The organism is Calothrix rhizosoleniae SC01 (assembly GCF_900185595.1).
Classification (GTDB): domain Bacteria; phylum Cyanobacteriota; class Cyanobacteriia; order Cyanobacteriales; family Nostocaceae; genus Calothrix_A; species Calothrix_A rhizosoleniae.
On the sequence record NZ_FYBH01000006.1, the window covers coordinates 1 to 9,604 of the forward strand.

The 9,604-nt window shown below is 39.2% G+C and carries 8 protein-coding genes and 1 pseudogene; 4 read left to right on the forward strand and 5 right to left on the reverse strand.

The window, feature by feature from the left end; translation table 11 throughout:
* Nucleotides 1-243: 243 nt before the first annotated feature.
* A complete protein-coding gene (locus tag CALSC_RS00220; protein ID WP_088239435.1) occupies nt 244-705 on the reverse strand; it encodes a hypothetical protein in 462 nt (153 codons plus the stop codon).
* Nucleotides 706-937: 232 nt separating this feature from the next.
* Here CALSC_RS00220 and CALSC_RS00225 point away from each other — a divergent pair, with 232 nt between their 5' ends.
* Entirely contained in the window at nt 938-1,288 is a 351-nt protein-coding gene (locus CALSC_RS00225) for a helix-turn-helix domain-containing protein (RefSeq protein WP_088239436.1), read from the forward strand.
* A 381-nt stretch (nt 1,289-1,669) separates the two neighbouring features.
* On the opposite strand, the gene CALSC_RS00230 is transcribed toward CALSC_RS00225, so the two are convergent.
* Nucleotides 1,670-2,152: a DUF4168 domain-containing protein gene (locus CALSC_RS00230; protein WP_088239437.1), complete on the reverse strand. Its 483-nt coding sequence runs from the start codon at nt 2,150-2,152 to the stop codon at nt 1,670-1,672.
* A gap of 109 nt (nt 2,153-2,261) precedes the next feature.
* Complete coding sequence (gene holA / locus CALSC_RS00235) at nt 2,262-3,251, reverse strand: DNA polymerase III subunit delta (RefSeq protein ID WP_088239438.1); 990 nt, start codon at nt 3,249-3,251, stop codon at nt 2,262-2,264.
* A 348-nt stretch (nt 3,252-3,599) separates the two neighbouring features.
* On the opposite strand from holA, the gene CALSC_RS00240 reads away from it, so the two are divergent.
* Entirely contained in the window at nt 3,600-4,388 is a 789-nt protein-coding gene (locus CALSC_RS00240) for a DUF1868 domain-containing protein (RefSeq protein WP_200817514.1), read from the forward strand.
* 262 nt (nt 4,389-4,650) lie between these two features.
* On the opposite strand, the gene CALSC_RS00245 is transcribed toward CALSC_RS00240, so the two are convergent.
* On the reverse strand, nt 4,651-6,027 hold the full coding sequence (locus tag CALSC_RS00245; protein WP_088239439.1) for an aminopeptidase P family protein: 1,377 nt from the start codon (nt 6,025-6,027) through the stop codon (nt 4,651-4,653).
* Between the two features lie 170 nt (nt 6,028-6,197).
* On the opposite strand from CALSC_RS00245, the pseudogene CALSC_RS00250 reads away from it, so the two are divergent.
* Nucleotides 6,198-6,924: pseudogene (locus CALSC_RS00250) on the forward strand (Uma2 family endonuclease).
* A gap of 530 nt (nt 6,925-7,454) precedes the next feature.
* On the forward strand, nt 7,455-8,324 hold the full coding sequence (locus CALSC_RS00255; RefSeq protein ID WP_088239440.1) for an inositol monophosphatase family protein: 870 nt from the start codon (nt 7,455-7,457) through the stop codon (nt 8,322-8,324).
* 318 nt (nt 8,325-8,642) lie between these two features.
* On the opposite strand, the gene CALSC_RS00260 is transcribed toward CALSC_RS00255, so the two are convergent.
* Nucleotides 8,643-9,347 carry a M15 family metallopeptidase gene (locus CALSC_RS00260; protein WP_088239441.1) on the reverse strand — a complete coding sequence of 235 codons (705 nt, stop codon included), beginning with the start codon at nt 9,345-9,347 and terminating at the stop codon, nt 8,643-8,645.
* Nucleotides 9,348-9,604 lie beyond the last annotated feature (257 nt).

A 9,604-nucleotide genomic window follows, 5' to 3' on the forward strand; every position in this document is an offset into this window, starting at 1 on the left:
TGCTTCAACAATGCTTCGACGTATATGCATGGTGCTCAGTAAGTCGGCACAATAAAACCAAGCTATGTGAAGAAAAGGAAATAAGGCTAAAACCCTTTTTCCCCCTGCTCCCCTTCGGGTTGCGCCACTTGCTACAACGCGGGGAACCCGCGCAACGCAGTGGCTTACCTGCCTCCTGCTCCCTGCCTTATCCAAACGATAATTTTTTACGCCTACCTACTTAATATATTTGCCAGTCCCTTTCTAAATTTTTATGACTTCTGGATGTGAAATTTCACTCTGGATTATATTTGTCTGCAATTCAGATAACCGCCTTTGTAACTGATGATTGAGACTAATAGATATCTCCCCAGGATATGGATAATAATTGAATTCAGACTGCATAATCCAATTGAAAGTTTGCCAAGTCCTTAGAGTCAAACAGCCACAAATTAACTCCTCTATGGCTCTGTGCCAACAATTAAAGATGCGATAGCTAAAAAAACCACTACATACCCCACCTTGCTCATTCCAGTAGGAAATGCAGACTTGATGCCTCAGGAGCCTAATTTTTTTGATTTGCCTAACTTTATAACCCTTAGCTTTGAGTGCTGTTTTAGCTTCAAACTCAGTGATATATAATATTTCTGGTTTGATTCTCCGAGTAGCAATTAAACTGCGAACCCGGTAGCGATATGGACGACGTTTGTGAGGATTACGGATCATGACACACCCCTTAACATTGGCAGTTATGCCATAAGAACATAGCCTTACTGCCTAAATGCCATCGCTGCCTTTGATAGAAGACTGGCGATCTTGTACTAGATTTGGATTACTTTGGTTAAAATATTAAAACCTTAGATATAATTTACTACCAACAGAGGAAACTGTCAATATAAAAGCAAACCTGTAGTATAGATAGTAAAGTTTTAATTAGATTCAGCCACTAGTTTAAACAGTGAATATTGAAAGTAGACAAAAATTAGTTGAAATAATCAAACTAGCTCGCGGAACCATGAGTCAGCGAGCCTTTGGCAAGGTTTTGGGTGTTTCTGCAACTGCGGTACAAATGTGGGAAAAAGGTGTGAAAGTTCCAGATACGGAAAATCTAGCCCGGATTGCAGCCAAAGCAGGTTATACCTTAGAGGAATTACTTTGTTGCTTGGAGGGTAAGCCTGTGGCAGAAATCTCAGATTTAAGTGTTATCCTCAGACAAATTCACCATATGCCTTTGTCCCAGGTAGCAAAAATTGTCCAAGCAGGAGCAGCAAGATTAGCAGCAGCAGCAGAGACAAGTAAGGTACAGTGAGGATTGTGTTATCAAGCATACAGGGTGCATCAACTTATTGTGAGAGCCTTTGTTGGGCTTGTTGACAATCTTTATGAGAATAAGTCATACCAATTTGCTTTCAAAGATAGTATTTTGTCATTGCGACGGTTGTGGAGCGGAAGGAAGCAATCTCACCAACTAGAACTACTACAACAGAATGCAACTTAGCGTCAGATTATTTTTGATAGAATTTATGAATATATGAACATCAACTCAATATATTATTTCAATATATTGTTTATAAGTAAAGGATTTACGCATAGTCAACGTAATTTTATATTGCGCTGGAATTTCTATATTCCTACTAAAAGCAGAGACAATAATTTATACCTAGCATAGGTATATTGTTATAGGTAATATTTATTCCGAATCATTGTTTTGTATGTCTATTAACATCTCATAAATATCATCTTGTAATTCATCATTATCTCTTACGTCATCGGTAATTTGATTGAACCGCTCAATATCCATTTTATTTTCCCGGACGATATCTTGATAATTTCGGCAAAACTCCACAGCAATACCCCTAGCTTGATTGGGCAGACCATTAATGCTATTTCTATCGTTACAAACTATCTTGGGAACAGTACCTTGACGGCTAGGTATAGTTTTTTTGATTCTATCAAAAGCTCTTTGTCGCAGAGGCTCCATTTTTAATAGGACTTCAGCGTAGTTTTTGAGTTCTTCACGACTTGGGATATTGCGATTAGGTCGATTTTGAGCTTCTACTTTGGAGTTGAAAGTTAAAGTCGTACAAACCAAACTGATGACAGCCATAGCAGTAAAGAAGGGTGGCTTATAAAGTATTGGTTGCAAGTAAGATAGTAGAGATAATTTTTTCATTGTCTGTGTGAAAAACAATTATTTAGTTAGGGTTTGTTAATAACGTTGAACTATTTTATGAGATATAAGTTCCAGAAACATCTGTGTCCATAGAAACTTGATATTTTTGTCAACTTCTTCGACATACTTGACAAAGTTGTACTACTTTTGTTTTGAGTACAGATGCTTCGTTTTTACCTTGTTTAAGACTAACTTCTAATTCCAAAAGTAAGGGTAAAGTAGATGTTAATTGTTGTACGGAAAGAGATTTAACTTCTTGCTGTAAAAAATAAATACGTTTGGGGTTAGAAATATTTGCTGCTTTGGCAATTGCTTGTTGGTCCTTTTCTCCACTTTCTATCATGATTTTCACCCATAACCAAGTACGAAATTGTCCAACCAATGTGGCAACTATTTTTAAAGCTGGTTCTGACGCACCCAAAAGTTCTGTGACTAATACTAAGGCTTGTGCAGTATCACCAGTTCTAATAGCTGTTGCCAACTGTAAACTGTTGCGTGTGGTATTACGAACCAGACGCGCCACCACATCCACATCTTGTGGCTGGCTTTTACCTTCAGCATAAAGCCGCAATTTCTCTAGCTCATTGTATAGCAAGCGTGTATCATTTCCTACGCATTCGACTAAAAAATCTGCACTCATGGGTGTTAGTTTGACACCTATGGTTTGAGCTGCTTGCTGTACAGCTTTTACCAGTAAATCGGTTTTCCAGGGAGGAATCAGGGAAAAGTCTTGGAATTTTGTGGCAAATTTTTTTAATAGTTTGGTGGATTTAAGGCGTTCATCGGGTTTGTTGCGACTGGTAACTAGTAGACATGAGTTTTCCGGAATTACTCTTAAGGTACGTTGTAATTCTGCTAGTACATTTTCTGGACATTGTTGACAAAGGGTACTTTTGGCAAGCCATACCAAACGTCCCCCTGCACCAAAAGGTGGTGTCATAGCTTGATTTAACCCTTGAATAATGGCATCAGCACCGTCGCTAGAGAAGGTATGATAGTTGAAACTTGTCCATAAAGGATCGATAATGCGATCGCGCAATTCCATCACAGCTTTTTCTATGGCAAATTCATCTTCACCCCAGTAAACGTAAATTGGCATACTAACAAATAAAGATCCTTATACTTACCCAATTATTTATCTCACCTCATCACCCTTGTCACATACACTTATAAAGTGGGAATTATCCTTTATGAGATTTAAAATGCCTAATAGTTGATGTTAATGATCAAGTGCCATTGGAGTAGGGTGCGGGGTTTGGGATATGGAGTTTGGGGAGGTAGACAGCCCCAACAGCCCGTGGGATACAAGCCCCGTCGTTGATTCGGAGTTCAAGCTTCTGAAAACACTGTGTTTCCTACACCCTAACCCCTAAACCTTATTGTTGACTGTTGTAATGTCAGTGATTTTGCTTAAAATTATCGAGTAAGAGCTGGGAGGCTGAGAAGATTGGACGATAATTATCAAATCTATTTAAATCGAGTAGCCCGCATGACGCTACCAGAAGCTTATAAATCCCAAATTCAGCATATTCAAGAATCTACTAAATTTGCACCCACACCAGAGGGAATTAGGCAAGCTGCATCATTTCCCGGTTACACCATTATTACTCCTCCCCGGGAAGAAGATTCTCATAATTCGGTTTTCTACAAACAGTTACAAGACTACCAACAGCAACTATTACAATTATCCATACCTAATAACCTGATTGTACCTTTACCACCTGAGAGTTTTCATTTCACCCTAGCAGATTTAATTTGGGAAAGTAATTTTCTTGATGCATGTCAACAGATTCCAGACTATGACGAGAAGTTACAATCTTGTTTTCGGGATATTTTTCAACAATATCAACAATCAATTTCCTCCGAGCTCCCTATTCGTTGGCAAATGTTTGGACTAATGGTGATGCCAAGAGCCTTAGCAGTTTGTTTAGTCCCTCAAGATGAAAGTAGCTATGAACGGATTATTAGCCTGCGCCGACTAATTTATCAAAATCCCCAATTGATGGCATTAGGAATTGAACAGCAGTATTATTTCACTGCTCATGTCACATTGGGCTATTTTGGTGAAATACCTACCGATTTAGATCGCGATAACTTCAGTAATATGCTGTCACAATTAAATGAAAAATGGATATTTGATTCTCCCGAAATTATTATAAAACGTGCTGAGTTACGTAAATTCTCTGATATGACACAGTATTATCATCAACCAGATTGGCCTAGTTTAGATTTTTAAATGACCGAAAAAAGGGAGTAGGGAGTAGGGAGTAGGGAGTAGGGAGTAGGGGAAGAAGGGAAGAGGGAAGCTGAGTAATTTATACCTATCTTCCCATGACTCCATGACTCCATCACTCCATCACTCCATAACTCCCCACACTCAGGATTGATGATTGTTCTCGATTACTGAATTGATACTCTAGGCTCCACAGCAGGGGAAATACGGTATTCTCCCCTACCCTCTGCTTCTTCTAGTGAATCCAAAATCCAAAATTGTCTGACTAATTTCTAACTATATTTTCTACAGTTTCGGCATCCGTTGGCAATGCTTTCGTTAATATTTCACTTCCTGTATCTGTAATTAAAACATCATTTTCAATGCGGATACCACGTACATCATTAAACTGCTCCAATTTTTCCCAATCAATCAGGTATTGATATTTAGAGCGAGCAGTGTTTAAAATTGCCGGTACTTGATAAAAACCAGGTTCAATTGTTACCAGCATATCTGATCGCAAGGGACGATTTAAACGCAAATATCCCAAACCAAAGCGATCACTTCTGCTTCTTTCTGGTTCATACCCGGCTAAATCCCCCAAATCTTCCATATCATGAACATCCAAGCCTAATAAATGCCCAATACCGTGGGGAAAAAAGACAGAATGTACATTCCTTTCCACTAAATCCGTCCCATTCCCCTTTAAAATACCCAAATCTACCAATCCTTCAGCCAGGGTGATACAGGCAAGCATGTGGATGTCTCGATACTCTACACCTGGGCGGATTTTAGCAATACAAGCATCATGTGCCGCCAATACCACATCATAAATATGTCTCTGGGTAGATGAAAATTTACCACTTACAGGAAATGTACGAGTAATATCGGCAGCCCATCCCATCTCCGTTTCTGCACCCACATCCGCCAGAATTAAATCCTCTGGTTGCAAGGAGTGTTGGTATTTCTCATTGTGTAAAATTTCACCGTGAGTAGTAACAATACTGTTGTAGGAAGTAGTCATATTATGGGCAATAATCACACTTTCCATTGCCGCCCTTACTTCTGCCTCTGTGCTGGTAGATTTCGCCGCCGCCATACCAGCAAGATGAGCTTCTATACTCACACTAGCAGCTTTTCGCAATTCGGTTAATGCCCCTTCATCATGGGTAAGACGTAAAGAGACAATTGCTTTGGCTAGTTCTAAGTCAATGCCTTGGGGTGGATTTTGGGGTAATATCCATCGACCTAACAATTGTGACTGTTGAGTCCAGGTAGCGGGATCTTGCACCGCAATGCTGGCTGCACCAAATAAATGTGGTTCTAATTCTGCTAAGGGATAAGCAACATCTGCACCTATTACTTCGGCAATTTCCTTTCTTTTGGGCATTTCTCCATGCCAAAGGGCATTATCAGCCTGGGGATCGTCCATATATAATTGCAATTTTTCCCCTTCTAAGCGGATAGCAGCGTTACTTAATGGTAGTCCTGCAAAGTAAAGAAAATGACTACTGGCGCGGAAAGGATATTTATTGGCGGCAAAATTACGAGGCGTCCTATTTCCAGACCAGAGAACTACAGGAAAATCAATCAATTTGGCTAATTTTTGCCTGCGTTGAAGAAGAGTTTGACTGAGGACATAGGAGGAATTAGGGATTTGCATAACAAACTGATGATCTAGAGATGAAAATATCTCTTCATTATTCTCTATTTGCAATTTTGTCAATGATTGTATCAGCCCGTCAAAATTTTAGTATCCGTAAATATTTTATATAGGTAAACAACTTCGTCTTCGTTATACTAAAATTCAGCCCTCGTTTGTGGTGATTGCCTATGATTGCTACTACTCATCCTGACAATATCACTTGGGAACTCCTACCAGAAGACTTCATTTTAGACGATGAACCAGTGGATAATGTCAATCAACCACCCTTAGCTGCGGTACTTACCGAAAGTTTAGAACTTGCAGGGAAATTACCATCAACAGCCCTGGCTACAACCAATTATGGCATCTGTGCCACGGTCAATAAGAAAATTGTTGTTAAAACTCCTGATTGGGCTTATATTCCCAAAATTACTGTGCCTAGGGGGGAAGTGAAGCGCAGTTATACACCCCACCGACAAGGTGATATTCCCGTAGTAGTCATAGAATTTCTCTCGGATACTGAGGGGAGCGAATATTCCATCCAGTAAACGCACTTATCCCCCTGGAAAGTGGTTTTTCTATGAGCAAATTCTGCAAGTACCCAACTATATTATTTTTGAGCCAGAGAGCGGTACTTTAGAGGTGCATGGCTTGGATGAATCAGGGAAATATAATTTAGGTTCGCCAAATGAAAATAACCGTTACTGGCTGACTCAGATGGAGTTATTTATTGGTGTGTGGCAAGGGACGCGAGAGAATCGGGAAGGTTATTGGTTACGCTGGTGGGATGAGGGGGGAAATTTGTTGCTGTGGGGAACTGAGTTAGTTGAACAAGAACGACAAGCTAAGGAAACAGCTTTAAAACGGTTAGAAGAATTGGAAAAACGGTTGCAGGATGCGGGGATTGAGCCTTGAGAGTGATATCATGTCTCGTTAAAGACTTATGGTTAAGACTGAAAATCGTCACTGAATTTAATTACTCTCAAAGCTGATTACATCTTTTTAAAGATCTCAAATGGGTTCAATGGGATTTCGCCCCTGCTCCCTGCTCCCTGTTCCCTGGTTGTTAGTGACATAGAGTAGTCACCGCCCATTGGATAAATCCTTTCACGAGCGATCGCTCGTTGGACAAATAAAATATATATAGAGAAAATGGTAGATGAACCCTTGTTTAGCCTTCAGCCTCTTGCTGGGTTTACAATAATACCACGCATTAATTGTGTATGGTATCTTCCTTTATGAGTAGAAAATCCTAAAAAACACAAATATACGTCTTTACACTTCTTTACTTTTCCTCATTCGTCTGTAGAAACCAAAAAATGCTATTAGGAACACAGATAATATTTCCTAATGAATATGGTTACAGTATTTATGCAACCAGCCTGGTAGTTTTGGTGACTGGTGACTGATAATTAGTGATTGAGTGTTGTTAGGAGCTTGCGGAAATGTCAACCACACCAACCCCTCGGCAAATTATCAAAACCCTGCTTCCCCATCTCAAGGTAGCAGCAGGTTATGCTCATCAAATCCAACCAAGAATTGCTGTACTTCCAGCTAAGGGAACAGGAGATAACTTCTTCTCTGCGGCTCTAACTGATGCTGATTTGGCAATTCAAAATCTTGTAGAGGTAGCACTACTGGGAAGTTTTCCTCATATGCGTTTTTATGGGGAAGAGTATGAAAGTTCTAGTAACACTAAGTATTTTCGTAGCATTGAACTGGGGACACACGGAGATTATTTAGTTACCCTCGACCCCATTGATGGCACTCAATTTTACCTTGATGGACATAGTAATTATCAAATTATTCTCAGCATCCTGAATACAGATGACTTTGAAGCAGTAATCGCCATATCCCCATCAGAAAATGTATATTTTTATGCCTTACGAGGAGAAGGAGCTTTTAAAGGGACATTAGATATGGATTTAGAAGCTTGCACCCCTTTAAAAATCGAAAATTCCCAATCCAATATTTTGCTGGGATGGAACATGAGTTATTTAGCGCCAGCCTTGAAAGATAAATACCAAATCATTGATATTGCTACTGCTTACTCCAGAGAAATACAAATACCTAATCTCAACGGTATTTTTAACGGCGATGTCACCGGAGCTGCAATCAGATCTGGTAAATTTATTGATGGTGCTTCCTTAGCTTTCTTAGCCAGGGAAGCTGGTTGTATAGTCACCACTTTAGATGGTTCTTCCCTACCACCCTTACATACTTGCCAAAACTATAGTCTACCTGGATTAATCGTAGCTACCTCTCCATTGGTTCACCAACACTTAGTAGAAGCAGGGCAAATTGTAGTTAATTAACCTGAGTTCGAGATCAGAAAAGGGGCAGGTAGTAAGCTGAAAATAGCCTTAAATCCAGCACCTGCCCTATGTTTAGTTTAGATGTATTGTTCCGCCACATAATAGATGATTTCTGCAAGATATAATAATTATTTTTATCCTCAAGGATTATCTTCCTGTTTTACCTTTGCTAAAGCTGTTCGATCGCATCAGCTTTTGCCAAACTGCACAATTGCAAACTCTTCCATCCCACAAACAGCCAGGGTAAAACGATCCAAATATCACCCTCCCAACCATTAAACTAACTTAACTATAATTAGACTTTCATGATCGAAAATATCAAATTCGACCATAACGAGCTGTGAATTGATTATTGGAATCCTCTTGATTATTTAACCAAGCCCACATCTGATCTCCAAGGGAAAAATGCCACCATTCTCTAGGATTGCGTTGAAATCCTGCTTGAATCATTACTTTGTATAAAATCTGACGATTCTTGTGATAAATTATATATTGCTGATTATCCTGATTAGCATAATAATTGGGATGCGATCGCTCTGACAATTCATCAATGGGCGAACCCATATCCACAGCTTTTCCCTGATTATCTACTATGGTTACATCCACTGCTGCACCAGTACTGTGGGGGGGAGGAGTTTTATCATTCAGACTAGGTAAAGCCCAAATTTCATAAACTATCTGCCAAATCTCTTGGCGTTGCTCATCAGATAATTCTGTCTCACTGATTCCCTTCAATTCCAATGCTTGTTGGAAGCTATAATTTACCATAAATTTTTGTACGGCGATGGGGCGGAAAGCATCAAAAATTTGGATGTACCAGTTGGGATGTAGTTGTTGTAAATAATTTTGTGCCTCGATTAAACTATTAACTACACTTTTTCTGAGACAATAAGGAGAATAATTACTATAAGGTGCCCCTAATTTTTCATAAGGATGAGGAGATTCTAGGGCAAATTTTTCTAAAGGAATTTTGATCAATGGTTCGCCACACTCAATAATTGGAATATTGTGATAGGGTCTCATACTCATGCCATTTTATATTTTAGATTTTGTAAAGATTTACTATAGTAATTTCAAATAAAAAACAGATAGTTCGTATTAGAGGTATAACCCTTAAAAAATCTTGTAGTATGGGCATCTTGCCTTTTTGGTGTGTAAAAGGAGCAAGATGCTGCAACTACGAAAATTAATTGGAGTAACTATAAATAATTTTTTCTTTCTTTCCATCTGTCGCAATCTTTTTTCAAATTTGTATCAGTTATCAGCATTGAAATTAGCAA